15 protein-coding genes are annotated in these 16,453 nt (G+C 64.2%); 7 read left to right on the forward strand and 8 right to left on the reverse strand.

Annotated features, from left to right (window positions below):
* Position 1 precedes the first annotated feature (1 nt).
* Entirely contained in the window at positions 2 to 889 is an 888-nt protein-coding gene (locus IVB47_RS05620) for a 50S ribosomal protein L11 methyltransferase (RefSeq protein WP_247460561.1), read from the reverse strand.
* Positions 890 to 1,043: 154 nt separating this feature from the next.
* Between IVB47_RS05620 and IVB47_RS05625 the strand changes: the two genes are divergently transcribed.
* A complete protein-coding gene (locus IVB47_RS05625; RefSeq protein ID WP_018454254.1) occupies positions 1,044 to 1,208 on the forward strand; it encodes a Flp family type IVb pilin in 165 nt (54 codons plus the stop codon).
* Between the two features lie 277 nt (positions 1,209 to 1,485).
* Here the strand turns inward: IVB47_RS05625 and IVB47_RS05630 are convergent, their stop codons facing one another.
* A complete protein-coding gene (locus tag IVB47_RS05630) occupies positions 1,486 to 3,096 on the reverse strand; it encodes an NAD(P)/FAD-dependent oxidoreductase (protein ID WP_247460316.1) in 1,611 nt (536 codons plus the stop codon).
* A gap of 175 nt (positions 3,097 to 3,271) precedes the next feature.
* On the opposite strand from IVB47_RS05630, the gene IVB47_RS05635 reads away from it, so the two are divergent.
* Entirely contained in the window at positions 3,272 to 5,551 is a 2,280-nt protein-coding gene (locus tag IVB47_RS05635) for a fused MFS/spermidine synthase (RefSeq protein WP_247460318.1), read from the forward strand.
* A gap of 9 nt (positions 5,552 to 5,560) precedes the next feature.
* On the opposite strand, the gene IVB47_RS05640 is transcribed toward IVB47_RS05635, so the two are convergent.
* Positions 5,561 to 6,496, reverse strand: a complete 936-nt coding sequence (locus IVB47_RS05640) for a glycerophosphodiester phosphodiesterase (RefSeq protein WP_247460319.1) — start codon at positions 6,494 to 6,496, stop codon at positions 5,561 to 5,563.
* Positions 6,497 to 6,717: 221 nt separating this feature from the next.
* Here IVB47_RS05640 and IVB47_RS05645 point away from each other — a divergent pair, with 221 nt between their 5' ends.
* From IVB47_RS05645 to IVB47_RS05655, 3 genes are read left to right on the forward strand one after another with little or no spacing between them, the layout of a single operon-like run.
* The gene (locus IVB47_RS05645) at positions 6,718 to 7,677 is read left to right on the forward strand and encodes a fatty acid desaturase (protein WP_247460321.1); all 960 of its coding nucleotides are present in this window, start codon (positions 6,718 to 6,720) and stop codon (positions 7,675 to 7,677) included.
* 45 nt (positions 7,678 to 7,722) lie between these two features.
* Positions 7,723 to 9,105, forward strand: coding sequence for an MBOAT family O-acyltransferase (locus IVB47_RS05650; RefSeq protein ID WP_247460323.1), 1,383 nt, complete (start codon positions 7,723 to 7,725; stop codon positions 9,103 to 9,105).
* 25 nt (positions 9,106 to 9,130) lie between these two features.
* Entirely contained in the window at positions 9,131 to 10,093 is a 963-nt protein-coding gene (locus IVB47_RS05655; protein WP_247460325.1) for a hypothetical protein, read from the forward strand.
* A gap of 7 nt (positions 10,094 to 10,100) precedes the next feature.
* Here IVB47_RS05655 and IVB47_RS05660 read toward each other — a convergent pair whose 3' ends face one another.
* The 3 genes from IVB47_RS05660 to IVB47_RS05670 all read right to left on the reverse strand — a co-directional run bounded on the left by IVB47_RS05660 (position 10,101) and on the right by IVB47_RS05670 (position 13,074).
* Positions 10,101 to 11,801 (reverse strand): fatty acyl-AMP ligase, encoded by a 1,701-nt coding sequence (locus IVB47_RS05660; RefSeq protein ID WP_247460327.1) that lies wholly within the window; start codon positions 11,799 to 11,801, stop codon positions 10,101 to 10,103.
* A 24-nt stretch (positions 11,802 to 11,825) separates the two neighbouring features.
* Complete coding sequence (locus IVB47_RS05665) at positions 11,826 to 12,080, reverse strand: acyl carrier protein (protein ID WP_247460329.1); 255 nt, start codon at positions 12,078 to 12,080, stop codon at positions 11,826 to 11,828.
* Positions 12,081 to 12,303: 223 nt separating this feature from the next.
* Entirely contained in the window at positions 12,304 to 13,074 is a 771-nt protein-coding gene (locus tag IVB47_RS05670; RefSeq protein ID WP_247288022.1) for a L,D-transpeptidase, read from the reverse strand.
* A 320-nt stretch (positions 13,075 to 13,394) separates the two neighbouring features.
* On the opposite strand from IVB47_RS05670, the gene IVB47_RS05675 reads away from it, so the two are divergent.
* Positions 13,395 to 13,718: a hypothetical protein gene (locus tag IVB47_RS05675; protein WP_027519597.1), complete on the forward strand. Its 324-nt coding sequence runs from the start codon at positions 13,395 to 13,397 to the stop codon at positions 13,716 to 13,718.
* Between the two features lie 51 nt (positions 13,719 to 13,769).
* On the opposite strand, the gene IVB47_RS05680 is transcribed toward IVB47_RS05675, so the two are convergent.
* Together IVB47_RS05680 and IVB47_RS05685 are read right to left on the reverse strand one after the other, a co-directional pair.
* Positions 13,770 to 14,531, reverse strand: coding sequence for an ABC transporter permease (locus IVB47_RS05680; RefSeq protein WP_018454266.1), 762 nt, complete (start codon positions 14,529 to 14,531; stop codon positions 13,770 to 13,772).
* Entirely contained in the window at positions 14,528 to 15,451 is a 924-nt protein-coding gene (locus tag IVB47_RS05685) for an ABC transporter ATP-binding protein (protein ID WP_027570727.1), read from the reverse strand. Before IVB47_RS05685 ends, IVB47_RS05680 begins: the two co-directional genes overlap by 4 nt.
* A gap of 281 nt (positions 15,452 to 15,732) precedes the next feature.
* Between IVB47_RS05685 and IVB47_RS05690 the strand changes: the two genes are divergently transcribed.
* Positions 15,733 to 16,446 carry a hypothetical protein gene (locus IVB47_RS05690; RefSeq protein WP_247460331.1) on the forward strand — a complete coding sequence of 238 codons (714 nt, stop codon included), beginning with the start codon at positions 15,733 to 15,735 and terminating at the stop codon, positions 16,444 to 16,446.
* The last annotated feature ends 7 nt before the right edge of the window (positions 16,447 to 16,453 follow it).

A 16,453-nucleotide genomic window follows, 5' to 3' on the forward strand; every position in this document is an offset into this window, starting at 1 on the left:
CTCACCCCATCTTCCGCAGCAACAGGCTGCTCCACCCCTCCATCCGCAAGTGCTTCAGAGGCACGAGGCCGCGCGCGCGGTAGGCGGCGATCACGGCGGGGACTTGGGGCGTCAACAGGCCGGAGAGGATGACGCGCCCTCCGGTCGCGAGGTGCCGCGTCAACGGGCCCGCCAATTGCCGTAACGGATTGGCCAGGATGTTGGCCAGCACCAGGTCGAACGGGCCGCATCTCCCGAAATCAGCCGCCGCGAATCCGGTGGCGCGGATCACTCGCACATGGTGACCGACTTCGTTCAACAAGGCGTTCTCGGCTGCCACCTTGACCGAGGCCGGGTCGATGTCGGAGGCCAGCACCGCGCGATGCAGCGCCTTCGCCGCCGCTATCCCCAGCACGCCGGTCCCGGTGCCGAGGTCGAGCACGCGGCCGGGCCGGGTGCTTTTCAGGACATGGTCAAGCAGGAGTAAACAGCCGCGTGTGGTGCCGTGATGGCCGGTGCCGAAGGCGAGAGCCGCCTCGATCTCGATGGCGAGCTTGTTTGGCGCCACGCGGTCGCGGTCATGGCTGCCGTGGACGACGAAGCGCCCGGCCGGCACCGGGACGAGGTCTTCCAGGCTCGACTTGACCCAGTCCCTGGCTTCGACGGTGTCGAAGGCCAGCGTGTCCGCGATCTCATTTCCTGCTGAGGTTGCAACGAGTTCGCGCAGCCAGGCCCGGTCCGGCGCGTTCGCGAAATGCAGCGCGACGTCCCACTGTCCGTTCGGCTGCTCGAAGGCGGCGACCGCCGCATCGTCCTCGAAGAACATTTCGGTGAGGACGTCGACAATGCGCCTGGCGGCGATCTCGCTGCCGATCGAAAAACTGGCGCGATGGGTGGGGGAAGGCTGCATTCTCAGGGTTCCGTCCGGTTCAATTTTTGGAACTTTTGTTCCAATTTTTTCCAATAACTTGCATTCACGAGGTTAACCCGACCGCAGGTTGTACCACGTAGATTTGCGGGTGTTGGGCAACCCACACAGCTTGAAATGGAATAGGAGGCGAGACTTGAAGCGCATGATTTTGAAGTTCTGGACCGACGATTCAGGTGCAACCGCAATCGAGTACGGCCTGATCGCAGCCGGCATCGCGCTGGCGATCATTACCGTGGTGAACGGCCTGGGCACCACCATGAACGACAAGTTCACTTCGATTAGCAGCTCCTTGAAGTAATTTCCGCCTCCCATTTCCCGGCGGGGCCAATTCTCCATACGACTGCTTTCGAGCCGCGCCCGTCGGGGGAATTGCCCCCTGGCGGGCGAAGTCGTGTTTGGGGATTGGCTTGCACAGAATGCCCACAGGCTTACCCGCTGGTTTTTCCGGGCTTTGTCCACGGATTATCCCGCCGTTCATCCCCGGATTTTCCACCGACTTGTACTGGCTTGGAGAAGCGTAACCCACCGCGCCTTCACAGTTTTGCCAACAGTCTGTCCACAGCCCATCCACAGGCTTATCCACGGCTTCCGAACAACGACCGGTGATCCCTCAAAATCGCCTGCGCGGCGTTGTGGCCGGGGGCGCCGGTGACGCCGCCGCCGGGATGGGCGCCGGAGCCGCAATGATAGAGGCCCCTCACGGGTCCGCGATAATCGGCATGGCCCAGCATCGGCCGAGCCGAGAACAGCTGGTTCAGCGTCAGCGCGCCGTGGAAGATGTCGCCGCCGAGCAGGCCGAATTGCCGTTCAAGGTCGAGCGGTGACAGGATCTGGCGGCCGAGCACGCTTGTCGCAAAACCCGGCGCGTATTTGTCCACAGTCGCGATCATGAGGTCGGCGACCTCGTCGCGATGGTCGTCCCACGACTCCCCATCTGGAAGCTCCGGCGCCACGTGCTGGCAGAACAGGCTCGCGACATGTTGTCCTGCGGGCGCGAGCGTATCGTCGAGCGTCGAGGGGATCAGCATTTCCACGACCGGCTCTCGGCTCCAGCCGTGCGCCCGGGCATCGAGAAAGGCGCGGTCCATGTAGCCGAGATCAGGCGCCAGGATGATGCCGGAGGTGAGATGATCGCCGTCGCCTGGCAGCGCCGTAAAGGAGGGCAGGCGGTCCAGCGCCACGTTCATGCGGAAGGTGCCGGAGCCGTTCTTCCAGTGCCGGATGCGGTCGAGGAAAGTTTGGGGAAGCGCATCGGCGGCGACCAGTCGCGTATAGAGCAGCTTCGGATTGACGTTGGCCGCGACATATTTCGCGCGGATGGTCGTGCCGTTCTCCAGCGCCACGCCGACCGCGCGGTCGCGCTCGATGATGACCTCGCGCACGCCCGCATCGGTGTCGATCACAACGCCGCGGTCCCGTGCGGCGCGTGCCATGGCTTGCGTGATCGCGCCCATGCCGCCGATGGCGTGACCCCAGACGCCCTTCTTGCCGTTCACCTCGCCGAAGGCGTGATGCAGCATCACATAGGCCGAGCCCGCGGCGTAGGGGCTGGCATAGTTGCCGACGATGGCATCGAAGCCGAACAGCGCCTTGACCAGATCATGCTCGAAACGTTCATCCAGCATCTCGCCGGCCGAGCGGGTGAAGAGATCGAGCAGGCTGCGGCTCTGCTCCAGAGACAACCCGCGCAGGATGTTGGCACTCTGGAATGCGTTCACGGCCTCGCGGATCGAGGCCGTGCCGAAGCCATCGAGCAGGTTTGGCGGCGCGCGCAGCACGAATTGCCGGAGCACGTCGGCGATATCTTCCAGCTCGCGCGAAAACCCGTCGAGCGCGTTAGCGTCATGCGCGTTCAGCCGTGCGACGGATGCCTGCGTCCGTCCCTCGCCAGTGAGGAGATAGCTGCCGTCGGGAGCAGGCAGAAAATTCTGCGCGCGTCGTTCAACGATGCGCAGGCCCTGTTCGGCCAGCTTCAAGTCGCGGACCACTTGCGGATTAAGCAGGCTCACGGTGTAGGCCGCGACCGAATTGCGGAAGCCCCGATGAAACTCCTCCGTGACCGCGGCCCCGCCGACCACCTTGCGGCGCTCGACCACGCGCACGCGCAAGCCGGCCATCGCGAGATAGGCCGCGCAGGTGAGGCCGTTATGGCCAGCGCCGATGATGATGACGTCGGTTTCGATCATGAAGGTGCAAGCTGTTCCACGGTCATTCCGGGACGGTCTGAGCGCCCCGGTTCGGAATGACATCTGTATATGAAGCATTCCCCGCTGCAACATCACGAGAGCCTTTATTGCTCGTTCAGGCGCCTTGTGCTCCATTGCGCGCGCCCGGCGCCCGCCGGGATATGCTGGAGCTTCCATGGATTCGATCGTGCAACCCGCCGCCACGGAGCAGCCGTCCTCGTCACGCAACCGGCTGCTGCTGACGGTCTACACCGCCGCGATCTTCGTCAGCGCGCTGTTGCTGTTCTCGGTGCAGCCACTGTTCACCAAGATGGTCCTGCCGCGGCTCGGCGGCTCGCCGGCGGTGTGGTCGGTGGCGATGGTGTTCTTCCAGTCGCTGCTGCTGGCGGGCTACGCCTATGCGCATTTGTTGATGCAGGTGAGGAACCGCATCGTTTCCGTGGTGGTGCATCTCCTGCTGCTGATCGCGGCCTTCGCCACGCTGCCGCTCGGCATCGCCTCCGCCTATGGCGATCCGCCCGCTTCGGGCTACGCGGTCTGGCTGCTCGGCCTGTTCGTGATCTCGATCGGGCTGCCGTTCTTCGCGCTCGCCGCCAACAATCCGTTGCTGCAGGCCTGGTTCGTCCGCACCGGGCATCCTGCCGGACATGATCCCTATTTCCTCTATGCGTCCTCCAACATCGGCAGCTTCCTCGCCCTGCTGTCCTATCCGTTCCTGCTGGAGCCGATGTTCACGCTGCACACGCAGAACCGGCTCTGGACCGGCGGTTACGGCATTCTGATCCTCCTAATCGCAGCATGCGGCGTGCTGCTGTTGCGCTCGCCGAAGCTGGCCCTGGTCGATGCACGAACCGAGGATTTGAATGCGCCGGCGCCCGGTTTCATGACGCGGCTGCGCTGGATATTCCTCGCCGGAGTGCCGTCCGGCCTGCTCATCGCCGTCACCGCGCACATCTCGACCGACGTCGCGGCCGCGCCGCTGCTGTGGGTGCTGCCGTTGTCGCTGTACCTCTTGACCTGGGTGGTGGTGTTCCAGTCGCGGCCGCTGCTGCCGCACAAATGGATGCTGATGCTGCAGCCGGTCGCGATCGCGGGCGTCGTCTTCCTGCTGGCCTTCGGCGGCGAACAGAACCTGCTGCTGACGCTCGGCGGCCATCAATTGTGCTTCTTCGTCATCGCCATGGCCTGCCACGGCGAATTGGCGCGGACCCGGCCGGCCGCGAAATATCTCACCGGATTCTATGTCGCGCTGTCGTTCGGCGGCATGGTCGGCGGCCTGTTCGCAGGGCTCGTCGCGCCGTTCACATTCTCCTGGATCGCGGAATATCCGATCCTGGTTGCGCTTGCCGCGCTCTGCCGGCCGCCGGCGAACGAGCGGCTGGCGGGCATCGTCAAATGGTATTGGCTGGCGCTTGCCGCGCTGGTCGTCGTGCTCGTTGCGCCCTTTGCCACGACGGGCGCCCTGTCGAGCTGGTTCGAGGATCACCGCGTCTGGCTGGCCAGCGGCGTCGGCGTGCTCGCCGCGCTGCTGGCGCTGGCGGTCAACGCCGGCCGCTGGAAGATATTCGCCACCTTCGCGCTGGCGCTGGCGTTGATCCGGGTTTATCCGGCGGACGAAGGCCGCGTCACCACGGTGCGCAGCTTCTTCGGCGTGCACAAGATCGTGGTGACGCCCGGCGGCTATTTCCATGTGCTGATGCACGGCACCACGATCCACGGCGCCGAGCGTTTCCTCAACAATGACGGCACGCCGGTCACCGGCCGGCCCGAGCCGATCACCTACTATCACAGGGATGGCGGCATCGGTCAGGCCGTCAGCGCGATCCGGGAACGCAAGGGCGCTCCGTTGAAGGTCGCGGCGATCGGCGTCGGATCGGGCACGCTCGCCTGCGCCGCGGAGCCGGGCGAAAGCTGGACCTTCTTCGAGATCGATCAGTCCATGGTCGACGCGGCAAGCGATCCGAAGAATTTCCGCTACATCTCGAGCTGCATGCCGGGCCTGAAGCCGGTGATCGGCGATGCCCGCCTCACCTTCGCGAAGGAGCCGGACGGCGCCTATGATCTCATCATCGTCGACGCCTATTCGTCCGATGCGATCCCGATCCATCTTGCGACCGAAGAGGCGATGAAGATCTACAAGGACAAGCTCGCTCCGCACGGCGCCGTGGTGATGCACGTCTCAAACCGCCACCTCGATCTCGAGACCGTCGTGGTCGGCATCGCCGATGCCAACGATCTCAAGAGCTGGGTCTACAACGAGGATTCGGGGCGCGATGGCGACTACATCTTCTCGACCGACGTCGTCATCTCCGCCCGCGAGGATGCCGACGTCGGCAGGCTCGCATCGTCGAAATCATGGGAGCAGACCGAAGCCGACGACAGGGTGCGGGTCTGGACCGACGATTACTCCAACATTTTGGGCGCGCTGTACCGGCGCTTGCGGGACGGGGAGTAAGGCCCGCTTCTACGGCTCCACCGGCGTCGCCGCGGGCAACGCAATTGCTTTCTCGCCCGCGACCTGTCGCAACAAATCGGGCCTGTCGGAGATGATCCCGTCGACGCCGATCTCGATCATGCGCGTCATGTCTTCAGGCTTGTTGACCGTCCAGACCACGACACGCAGCCCGAGCGCATGGGCCTCGGCGATCAGCGCCGCGGTCACATCGCCGAAATAGGGCGACCAGACCGTGCCGCCCGCAGCCTTGATGGTCCGGGGCAGCGACCCGCCATGATCGGCCGGGCTGAATCCTGCGGTCCAATTGGTCGCCTTGTCCAGCGCCACCGTCTGGCTCGAGCCGCGCTGGAGCGTCAGGTACACCGTCGGCATCTTCGGTGCCCGCTGCTGGACCAGCAACAGAGTCCGCCAGTCGAACGACTGGATCATGACGCGGTCGGAGAATTTTTCGGCTTCGATCAGGGCGAGCAGCCTGGTGACGAAAGCTTGCGGATCGAGCGTCTCGTCCGGATGGTTCGGATCGATCTTGGTCTCGATGTTGAAGCGCACGAGTGTATTGCCGGATTTGCGCACCAGCGCGAACAGCTCGCTCAAGGTCGGAATGCGGGTCCCGGGCATGGCGCGCTGGTCGGGGAATTGCTTCGCGTAAGGGCTGTCTGGCCGGATCTCGCCGACATCATAGGTCCTGACGTCGGCGAGCCGCAGCTTCGCGAACGGCGTGCCGGGAGGCGCGACATAGGCGCCGCCCGCATCGCGCGTGATATCAGGGTTGAGCCCGCGCTCATGCGACACAACCACTTCGCCATCGGCGGTGGTGCCGACGTCGAGCTCCAGCGTGTCCACGCCCATCGACAACGCATTGGCGAAGGCCGGAAGCGTGTTTTCCGGCAGCAGCGCCCGCCCGCCGCGATGGGCCTCGAGGTCGAAAGCCGAATCAAATGCCATGGCCGGTCCCGCAATGAGAAGTGTCAGTACGGTCAAGATCGTCGCAGCACGTGACGGCATGGCGGCTCGTGGGGCAAGGGGAAAGGGGCGATATTTCAACGCGTTTTGGCGCGTCCGGACAATTGTATAGGTTTTCGTGGCTGTTGATACCTTGGGCGGTGGCTTGGGTTGCGGCCAGCGCGGGGGTATGTACTCATAGTCGGTGCCCTGGAATCCCGCCCGTGCAGCAGCAACGCGATCATCGAATTATCCGCAGCCGGCATTTTCGCCGGATGCAGCGCCGGCATTTCGTCATCTTGGACGTTTTGCCCTTCGTCGGCACGCTGCTGGCGCTGGTCCTTCTGTTCTACCGCCCGATCGGCGCAATGGAGCTTGGCCTGTTCGTCGGCTTCTGGCTGGTCACCGGCCTCGGCCTTACCGTTGGCTATCACCGGCTCTTCACCCACCGCGCCTTCGCGACCTCCACAGCGATGAGTGCGATCCTGGTCGTGATGGGATCGATGGCCGGCCGCGGTCCCATGCTGTCCTGGGCGGCAATGCACCGCCGGCACCACGAATTGTCCGATCACGACGGCGATCTGCATTCACCGCGGCTGCACGGCGAGGGCGCGTTCGGCCGCCTGCGCGGCTTCCTGCACGCGCATTTGACCTGGATGATCGAGCACGATTATCCCAATGTTGCGCACTATGTCCCGGATCTGATGGCGGATCGCAGGCTGGTTGCCGTCAACAGCTACTATTACAGTTGGGTCGGTCTCGGCCTGGTGCTGCCGGCCGCGATCGGCGGCCTCGCCACCATGAGCCTGTGGGGCGCACTCACCGGCTTGCTCTGGGGCGGCGTGGTGCGCATGTTCGTGGTCGAGCAGACCATGTCCGCCATCAACTCCGTGATGCATAGTATTGGCGCGCAACCTTTCGTCACCCGGGACGACAACAGCCGCAATCTCGGCGTGATGGCCTGGCTCGCCTGGGGCGAGGGCTGGCACAACAACCACCACGCCTTTCCCTATTCCGCGGCCTTCGGCCTGCGCTGGTTCGAGTTCGATCCGGGCTTCATCTTCATCCGGGCGCTGGAAGCGCTGGGACTGGCCTGGGACGTCAAGGTGCCGAGCGAGGAGAAGATTGCGCGACGCATGCTGCGGCAGCCGGGTGACATTGCGCCCGACCTCGAAACGGGCTGAGCATCATCCGCCGGCTCACGCCGGCGATGGCGCGGCTTTGAACCGATGCTGTTCAACGACTATCCCTTTCTCCTGGTCTTCCTGCCCGCGGCGCTGCTGATCTATCGCGTGGCCGATCCCTATCCGCATCTGCGCATCGGCGTGCAGGTCGCGCTGTCACTCGCCTTCTATGCCTGGGGCAGCCCGTCCTTCATCCTGCTCCTGGTCGGCTTGATCGTGATCAACTGGCTTGCCTCGGTCGCCTATGGGCGCTTGAAGTGGCCGGCGGTGCTGACGCTGGTGATCGGGCTCGATCTCGCGGTGCTGGCGCTGTTCAAATACGCCAACTTTCTTCTCGCCAATCTCGGTCTCGCGCTGGGTACGACGTTGCCGGTGCTCGACGTCGGGCTGCCGCTCGGCATCTCCTTCTTCACCTTCCACCACATCATGTATCTGGTCGATCTGAAGCGCGGCAGGGCGCCGCTCTATGCGCTCGACCGCTACGCGCTCTACATCGCCTTCTTCCCGCAGGCGATCGCCGGCCCCCTGGCGCGCTGGTCGGAGGTGATGCATCAGTTCGGCAGGCAGGTCTACGTTCCGGGCTGGCAGCGCCAGTTCTGTGTGGCGACCTGCTTCATTGCGATCGGCCTGTTCGAAAAAATCGTGATCGCCGACGGCCTCGCGCATCTGCTCGATCCCATCTACGCGCAGGCAGCGAACGGGCCCTTGCCCAGCGGCGATGCCTGGCTTGCCTTCTGCTTCTCCTTCCAGATCCTGTTCGATTTCTCCGGCTATTCCGACATCGCGATCGGCCTTGGTCTGCTGTTCGGCGTGCAGCTGCCGTACAATTTCAACGCGCCGCTGCGCTCGACCAATATCCAGGATTTCTGGCAGCGCTGGCACATCACCTTGATGCTGTTCCTGCGCGACTACGTGTTTTATCCGCTGGTCAACCTGCGTCTTTTGCCGCGGCACTGGCTACCGATCCAGTTCTTCGGCGCGATGATGATCACGATGGCGCTGTGCGGCCTGTGGCACGGCGCGAGCTGGACCTTCGTGTTGTGGGGCGTGCTGCACGGGCTTGCGCTGGTTGCCTGCACGCTGTGGCGTCGCTATGGCCCGGAGTTCCCGTCATGGCTCGGCTGGACGCTCACCGTGCTCTTCGTGCTCGCGACCGGCGTGATTTTTCGCGCGGGCTCCGTGGAGGCGGCATGGCATGTCTTCTGTGGGCTGGTTTCGCCGCTGCCGCTCGAGCGCGGAAAGCATTTGTGGCCGCTGATTGTAGCGCCGCTGTTCGCATTCCTGCTGCCGGCGAGCCAGGACATCGTGGCGGTGCTCACGCGTCGCCCCAATCCGTGGCTCGCGGGTCTGCTCGGTCTTGGGCTATTCGCATTGCTGCTTCACATGGGTGGTCGGGATCTCCATGACTTCGTCTACTTCAAGTTCTGAGACCGACCCCGGCTGGGGTCGGAGCTTGCTCGCGTGTCTGGGCACGCTGATCGGGGCTGCGCTGCTGGTGCTCGCACTGATGGTGGTGGTCGATCCCTATGACAGCGGCAAGCTCGGCCTGCTTGGCATCGACGGCGTCGATAATCGTCTGACTCAGATCACGGCGGCGAGCCGCGCGCGGAATCCGGATTTCAATGCCGCGATCCTGGGCAATTCGACGGCGCAGATGATCGAGCCGATGGAACTGTCGCGCGCGACCGGCCTGCGATTCGTGCAGCTCTACATGACCGGTGCGTTTCCCCGCCAGGAGCTCGCGGTGCTGGACTTCTTCCTGCGGAATCACCGCGAGGTCGGTGCCCTAGTGGTCGTGACTGATCCCGGCTGGTGCGTGCATGCACGGCTCAAGGAGGAGGGCGGCGTTCCGTTTCCCGACTGGCTCTATGACAGAAGCGTCGTCACCTACGCTGCGCGTCTGATCTCATGGCAGGCCATCGAGCACGCTTTTCAACGCATCAACATCGGCCTTGGCCGGCGACCACGGATGAACCCTGACGGCTTTGTCAGCTACGAGGACATCTGGCCGCCGGGCCAATTCAAGGAAGTCGGCTGGCCCAGGGATCCGGCGCCGTCCTTGTCCGCCGAGATGCGGGCGACATTTCCCGAGATCGCTGCGCTGGCAGATATCGTCAGGACATTGCCGGCCGGTGTGCCCGTCGTCATCATCGTGCCGCCGACCTTCGCGACCACCGTGCCGAAACCCGGCACGGAAGCCGCCCTGGAGCGCAGCGCGTGCGATGCCGCGCTGAAGAAAGTGGTCGCGGGCCGACCGCGCAGCAATTTCATCAACTATCGCGTTGATAACGATCTTACGCGCGACCGCGCCAATTTTGCCGACTTCATCCACTATCGCGCCATCCTGGCGCGCAAGATCGAGCAGGGGATCGTTGCGAGCCTGCGCGATGGGGAGAACGCGAAGATCGATTTCTGAGCGGTCCTCAGCCGAGCTGCTCGAAACCGCCATCGAGCCAGAGTTTGCGCGCCAGCTTGCGCTGGATCTTGCCGCTGGTGGTCTTCGGCAGGGTGCCGGGCCGGATCAGCGCGATGTGGCGCGCCGAGAGTTCGTGGTTGTCGGCGATGGCCTCCCGAATCCGGCCCCTGATCGCTTCGGTGTCGATCGAGTGACGCGCGGTGCGCTCGATTTCCTGGACGATGACGAGTGCCTCTTCGCCGGTCTCGTCGGGCACCGAGAACGCCGCGCCGCAATTTTCGCGCAAAGCTCCATCGAGCGATTGCACGGTGCGCTCGACGTCTTGGGGATAATGGTTGATGCCGCGGACGATGATGAGGTCCTTGATCCGCCCGGTGACGAACAGTTCGCCGGTGACGTCGAGGAAGCCGAGGTCGCCGGTGCGCAGCCACGCCCCGTTTTCGCCGGTAATCTGCGCATTGAGCCCCCCGTGCGTCGCCTCGTCGTTGCGCCAATAGGCGCGGGCTATATTGGGCCCATTCACCCAGATCTCACCGACGCGGTCCGCGGGCAGGCGCGTGCGGTTGTCCGCGTCCACGATGGCGATCCGCTCGTCGGTGAGCGCACGGCCGCAGCCGACGACGATCTGCGTGTCTTCGGCGCTGGAAGGCGCTTCCGCCGCATGCGCCTGAAGCGCCGTGCGGCTCAGGCTGCGTGTGACATGACCGCCGTCGCGACGTCCGCCGGAAATCAGGAGCGTCGCTTCCGCCATTCCATAGGCCGGATACATCGCGGACGGATCGAAGCCGTGCGGCGTAAATTTCCGGATGAACCGTTCGATGGTTTCCGCATGCACCGGCTCTGCGCCGTTCAGCGCGATCCTGAGCGAGGACAGGTCGACACCCTCCATCTGGTCGGCGCGATAGCGGCTGACGCAGAGGTCGAAGCCGAAATTCGGGCTGCACGCCACTTCCGCGCGGTAATGAGAGATCGCGCGCAGCCAGCCGAGCGGCCGCTGCATGAACGCATTCGGTGCCATCAGCACGCAAGTCGCCCCAACATAGAGCGCCTGCAGTGCGTTCAGGATCAGCCCCATGTCGTGATAGAGCGGCACCCAATTGACGTAAGTCGATTGCCGGGTGTTGCCGAGCGCGAGCCGGATCATCTCGAGATTTGCGAGCAGATTGGCGTGGCTCACCATCACGCCTTTGGGCGCGGACGTCGAGCCGGAGGTGTATTGCAGGAAGGCGATGTCGTCCGGCGCCGGCTCGGGTCGCTCGATTGTCTCGCCGTCGGCCACGGCGAGATCGACCTCGATCCAGCGAATGCTCTCCTGCGCGAAGCGTGCCCGCAGATCACCGCGGCGCGAGGCGGCCGAATTGGTCAGCGCCACCGTCGGCGTGCAATTGGCGAGTATCGCGGCGCTGGCATCGCGCGCGCTGTTTCGCCGCGGCATCATCATCGGCACGGCGATGATGCCGGCCATCAGACAGCCGAAGAACGCCACCATGAATTCGATGCCGGGCGGAAACACCAGGATGGCGCGGTCGCCGGGACGCGCGGCCACGGTCAATCGCTGCGCGAGGACGGATGCGGAGTGATGCAGTTGGCGGAAGGTGAGGGCAGCTTCCTCCGTCCCGCGATCGGATACGAAGATGTAGGCCCTATCGTCGGCCTGCTCCGCCGCACGCCGGGCCAGCAGTGCCACGAGCGAGCGGAAGGTTTCCATGGGTTGCGCCGGCTTCTGCCGCCCTCAGGCGGCGGGACGGATTGCGCCCTTGTCGGCGAGAAATCGCGACAGCGCCTCAACGGTCGGATGGTCGTAGAAGTCGTCCGTCGACAGTTCGAGGTCGAGCTTCTCCTCGAGTTCCATCATCAGGTAGACCAGCATCGCCGAATCGAGCCCAAGGCGGCTGAATTTCGTGCCGATGTCGACGCGCTCCTTCGAAATTCGCAGGATATTTGCCAGGGCGGTAACACAGAAATCCGAAATCTGCTCGCGTGTCATGTCATGTCCCAAAAACAATGGGACGACAATACGTGTGACCCCCTGGTTGTCAATTTGGCCGGAACGCCGCTGCGTTGAAGGTTGTGGACTGTTGCTTCCTTGCGTTGGCCGGGCCCAATCCGTGCACAGGCTGGCGCTGTTTCCTGCGGTCGACTGCGGCAAGCGCCCGTCGCAGCAGCGGCTTTCTGATTCGCTGGCGCGGCAACGCCGCGTTCAGATAGGGTCAGTTCTGGTAGTAATAGCCACGGGGTTGGTAAACCTGCCGGGGCTGCGGCTGATAGTAGGTGCCGTTGCCCTGATTGTAATATTGCTGCGGCTGCTGCTGATAGACCTGTGCGTCATAGAGCGGGCGGCTGCCACGCGGCGCCGGGTAGCGCGCGCCGGTGTCGGTGCCGTCGGCCGGATAGATGTAGTTGTCATCCTGCGGCATGTAGCGGCGGGCAGGTGCGGCCTGAGGCGTCAGGTTCACGGGATCGCCTGATGTGGCGTACTGCTCTTCGGCGGGCTGCGGCGCGCGGGCCACTGCCGTGGGGTTGCGGCCACGCGGATTGCGCGCCAGGGCCACCTGCGCCGAGCCGGTCAGCGTCACCGTGGTGTTGAGCACGCCCTGCTGCTGCACCAGCGCGTAAAGAGTCGTGGCATTCTGGCGCGACAGCCGCACGCAGCCATGCGAGGCGGGCGTGCCGAGCCGGCCGACCGAGTCGGTGCCGTGGATGGCGTGCCCGACCTTGGTGAAGAAGATCGCGTGCGGCATCGGCGCGTCGTCGAATTCCTTGGAGTAGTGATCCTCTTCCATGCGGAAGGTGCGGAACGCGCCGTTCGGCGTCTCCCGAGAGGGGATGCCTGTCGACACCGGCCAGTGGTAGCGCGCGACGCCGTCGACAGCGACGGTCATCTGCTGATTGTCCTTGTCGACGGTGATCTCGACCTTGGCTTGCGCGGTGCCCGCGCTCAAAAGCATCAGGGAGGTGAAAGCAATAAAAAACGAACGCATCTGACTTGTGGCCTCCGGCCTGTTCACACTAGGCGCCGCGGCTCTCCGTCCCCCGGCGTGCACTATGCCTGCAATCCGGCTTTCGTTCCAGCGGCCTGCCCGCCCATCGTTAACGGGACGCCCGGCGTAAGCAAGGCCGCTTTGTGCCGCAAAGCCAGCGGCGGCGCTGACATTTTCGCGAGCGGGAGATGCGTTCATAATGCCGACAATTCATCAGAATGGCGCAACCATCCGGGGCGCAACCATTTGGCCGCATCGGCGTTGATGATCGCTGCCTCGACCGGCGGCTTCCGCCGCCGGTTTTACCTTTGGGAATGAAGATGAACAAAGTTTGCGTCGCCGCCGCCTCTCGGCCGGCCGGTCTGCCTTTCCGTCTGCTCTTTGCTGGCGCCGCCGTTCTAGCCGCGCTGTCCTGCATCCCACAGCCTGGCCATGCCCAAGGCATCGTTCGGGGCGCCCAGGAAGGTTCTTATGAAGGCAACCGGATAGCCGGCCCCGTGGGTGGCGTGGTTGGAGGCGCGGTCGGCGCGGGTGTCGGCGGTGCCGTCGGCGCGGTCGAGGGGGTGTTCGGCATTCCTCATCGCGGCCACCGTCGCTGCCGCGGCTATTACGACGGATACAACCGCTTCCACTGCTATCGGTGATGTCACCGTAGCCCGGATGGAGCGAAGCGCAATCCGGACTACGCCTCTCGATCAGTTCTTCAACCGATACCCCGTGCGGAAAATCCACCAGATCACGACCAGACAGATCACCAGGAAGGCGGTCGTCATGCCGATGCTGACGGCCATGCTGACGTCCGCGATCTCGTAGAAGCTCCAGCGGAAGCCGGAGATCAGATAGACGACCGGATTGAGCAGCGCCACCGTGCGCCAGGCGGGTGGCAGCATGTCGATGGAATAGAAGCTGCCGCCGAGGAAGGTCAGCGGCGTCACCACAAGCATCGGGATCATCTGCAGCTTTTCGAACCCGTCGGCCCAGATGCCGATGATGAAGCCGAACAGGCTGAACGTCACCGCCGTCAGCACCAGGAAGGCCAGCATCCAGACCGGATGGTGGATGTGCAGCGGCACGAACAGGCCAGCCGTGGCGAGGATGATCAGGCCGAGGATGATCGATTTGGTCGCGGCCGCGCCGACATAGCCGAGCACGATCTCGAAATAGGAGATCGGCGCCGACAGGATCTCGTAGATCGTGCCGGTGAATTTCGGGAAGTAGATGCCGAACGAGGCGTTGGCGATGCTCTGCGTCAGCACCGAGAGCATGATCAGGCCCGGCACGATGAAGGTGCCGTAGCTGACGCCCTCGACCTGGCTGATGCGCGAGCCGATCGCGGCGCCGAACACCACGAAATACAGCGAGGTCGAGACCACCGGCGACACGATGCTTTGCAGCAGCGTGCGCCAGGTGCGCGCCATTTCGAACAGATAGATGGCGCGGACAGCGCGGTAGTTCATGACGCCCTCACGAGATCGACGAAGATGTCCTCGAGCGACGATTGCGTCGTGTCGAGATCGTTGAAACGGATACCGGCGGTGCGGAGGTCGCCGAGCAGGCTGGTGATGCCGGTGCGCTCGCCCTTGGTGTCGTAGTCGTAGACCAGCGTCGCGCCGCCGTCGCAGAGGTCGAGCTCGTAATGCCTGAGGCTCTCCGGCAGCGCATCGAGCTTGCCTTGCAGATGCAGCGTCAGCCGCTTCTTGCCGAGCTTCTGCATCAAGGTAGCCTTGTCCTCGACCAGCACGATCTCGCCCTTGTTGATGACGCCGATGCGGTCGGCCATCTCCTCGGCTTCCTCGATGTAATGCGTGGTCAGGATGATGGTGACGCCGGATTGCTGGAGCGTGCGCACCACCTCCCACATGCCCTTGCGCAGCTCGACGTCGACGCCGGCGGTCGGCTCGTCGAGGAACAGGATCTGCGGCTCGTGCGACAGCGCCTTCGCGATCATCACGCGACGCTTCATGCCGCCGGAGAGCGTGATGATCTTGCTGTCCTTCTTGTCCCACAGCGAGAGGTCCTTCAGCACCTTCTCGATATGATCGGGGTTCTTCGGCTTGCCGAACAGCCCGCGGGAGAAGCTCACGGTCGCCCACACGCTCTCGAAGGCATCGGTGTGCAATTCCTGCGGCACCAGCCCGATCAGCGAGCGCGCCTTGCGATAGGAGGTCTGGATGTTCTCGCCGCCGACGAGGACCTTGCCTTCGCTCGGATTGGCAATGCCGCAGATGATCGAGATCAGCGTGGTCTTGCCGGCGCCGTTAGGGCCGAGCAACGCGAAGATCTCTCCGCGCTTGATGTCGAGATTGACGTTCTTGAGCGCCTTGAAGCCGGACCCATAGGTCTTCGACAAATTGGCGACGGAAATGATGGAGGACATGATGGCCGCAAGTCTGAGGGGGCGAAGGCTGGGGAGGGGAGGCTGGAACCTGCCGGGAGGGGCGGGTCAGCGGAGCCCTGAGATAGGAATGCCCTTGCGCGGCTGCAATTAGCCGGAGAAAAATGGCCTCGATACAGGCCCTTCCGAGGCAGGTTTCAGGCAAGTGTTGCGCGATGGTCACGACTTGCTGCTAAGATCGTCGTTCACGCGGCTCTTTGTTGCGTCTGCGAGCAGGCCATGGCTACGATTCCGGCCGAAGCATATTCCCAAGGAAAAAATCGATGAGACCGAACGGCCGTCACACCGCTGGCGCCAGCCAGTTGTCCGCCCTCCGTGCCTGGGCGATGGGCCTGCTCCTGCTGTCAGCTGTTGCCATGAGCCCGACCACCGCCAAGGCGGCGCCGAGCCAGGCTGCGGTCGCGACCACGCATGTCTACCTGCTCCGCGGCGTGCTCAACATCTTCTCGCTCGGGCTCGACACCATCGGCGCCCGGCTCCAGGCGCAGGGCATCCCGGTGACCGTCTCGAATTTCGTGTCCTGGTCCTCGCTCGCCGATGAGGCCGCCACCGCCTACAAGGCCGGCCGGCTCAGGACCATCGTGCTGGTCGGGCATTCCTCCGGCGCGACGGCGCTGCCGGACATGATCGCCAAGCTCAACCGTCTCGGCGTGCCCGTGAAACTCGCGATCGGGCTCGACTCCGTGTTCAAGACCAAGCTGTCGACCGGCGCGGAGCGCTACATCAACATCTATATCGGTGACGGCCCCGGCGAGCCGGTAAAGCGCGCGGACGGTTTTCGCGGCAAGCTCGACAATGTCGACGTCCGCGGGTCCGGCGTCGGCCACATCTCGATCGACAAGAACGAGGCGATCCAGCGCCGCGTGATTGCCGAGATCGACGCTGCAATCATGCGCTCGCGCGCACCTGCTCCGGTTGCCGAACCCGGCGCCCCCAAGCCGGCGCGCTCGGCGGCGGCAACGGCTCCCCGGAATTAAGCCTTTC

It is taken from the genome of Bradyrhizobium sp. 62, assembly GCF_023073035.1.
In the GTDB taxonomy this organism is placed as follows: domain Bacteria; phylum Pseudomonadota; class Alphaproteobacteria; order Rhizobiales; family Xanthobacteraceae; genus Bradyrhizobium.